The sequence below is a fragment of the Cryobacterium sp. N22 genome (genome assembly GCF_002929555.1).
In the GTDB taxonomy this organism is placed as follows: Bacteria; Actinomycetota; Actinomycetes; order Actinomycetales; family Microbacteriaceae; genus Cryobacterium.
Genome location: NZ_PJJP01000003.1, coordinates 1 through 1,493 on the forward strand (window position 1 = coordinate 1; position 1,493 = coordinate 1,493).

Sequence of the window (1,493 nt, forward strand, 5' to 3'; positions counted from 1 at the left end):
CGTGAGCCGTCCCCAAGGAACGCACCTAACTCGTTGGTCGAGCTTGTCGAGACCCCGTGAGCCGTCCCCAAGGAACGCACCCAACTCGTTGGTCGAGCTTGTCGAGACCCCGTGAGCCGCCGTCATCAGGGTGAAAAAAGTTACGATATTCACTCGTGAAATGTTGACACTTCCTCGCATATACCTCCGATTTGTGAGAGAATGGGGTTATGGATGACGAGCTGGTTGGCTCCACCGCACCGACGGGAACTCCTCCCACCGGGCCGAATCTCCATGACTGGAACACCGCCCTGGCTGCTCCGGCGCCGGATGCGGTTGCCTTTTCGGATGGTGCCGGCCTTGACGCCCCCAGCCTAAGGAGCACCACCGACGCCGAATCCGGCCCCGCCGACGGCGCTCCGGGCCCAACTCGCGGCCGTGGTTCAGCCGCGGGCCACGCCGGCCGGGCGGGCCCTCGCCTGTCTAAGCCGAAGCCCGAGTGGCGGGATCCGGCCGAGCTGCCCGGGGTGCAGCGTGCTCACACCGGGCTGTTCGGCGAGAAACTGCAGGCCCTGGATGACGCGGCGCGCACGGTGCGGGCGGTGATGGATTCCATCGACGTGAACGCGTTGAGCGACCCGGAGGTGGTGGCGTTGACGCAGATGGTGGAGCGCACCGGCCGGCCGGTGGATGCCGCCCGGGTCGCCACCGCGACCGTGGTCGGGTACCGGTCCCGGTCTGCGTTGGGCCGGGAATCCCTGGCCTGGCGGTTTGGGGCGACGCATCAGAACGATCTGTTGATCCGGTTGACGGGCACGTCGGTGCCGGAGATGAAACGCCGGGTGGCGCTGGGTGAGAAGGTGGCGCCGCGGGCGTGGAGCGGGGCGGTGTTGGAGCCGGTGTTCCCGTTCGTGGCCGCGGCGATGGCCGCGGGCGAGATCGGTATCGACGCGGCCGAGGCCATCGTGACGGGCCTGGCCGACTACAAGGTGCACGGCCGTTTCGACGCGAACCAGACCCAGGTCGATGGCGGGGAGGCCGCCCTGGTGGAATCGGCGACCGGATCGGTGTTCGGCCGGACCCGCGGCCCGAACGACCCTGGCAGCGAGAGCGACGGCGATACCGGCGCCGGTACCGACACCGACGTTGTCTGCACCGGACCGATCAAACGCTTGGGCGCCTCGGCCGGGTTCACCTTCCCGGCGGACCGGATCCGGGAGATGGCCGCGACGTGGCAGGCGGTGCTGAATCCCGACGGGGCCGCCCCGAACGATGCGGTTTTTGAGGCGAAGTCCACGTTCTCGTTCGGCAAGCTCACCCAGGGGCTGCACCCGCTGCGCGGTGGGGTGACGCCGGAGCTCAAGGGCATCATGCAGACACTGTTCGACTCCTTCCTGTCCGCGCGCCGCGCACCGGCGTTCCCGTCCGCGGAAGAGCAGCAGCGCATCGAGGCCGGCGAACTCGTGCCCGGCGAGATCCTCGACGAACGCGACGGCGGCCAGAAACGCGCCGAC

At 68.7% G+C, this 1,493-nt stretch carries 1 protein-coding gene; it reads left to right on the plus strand.

Annotated elements, in window-relative coordinates; all coding sequences use genetic code 11:
• Positions 1-209: 209 nt before the first annotated feature.
• The coding region (locus tag CXY76_RS00015; RefSeq protein ID WP_199190143.1) for a hypothetical protein at positions 210-1,493 on the plus strand (1,284 nt) is incomplete at its 3' end.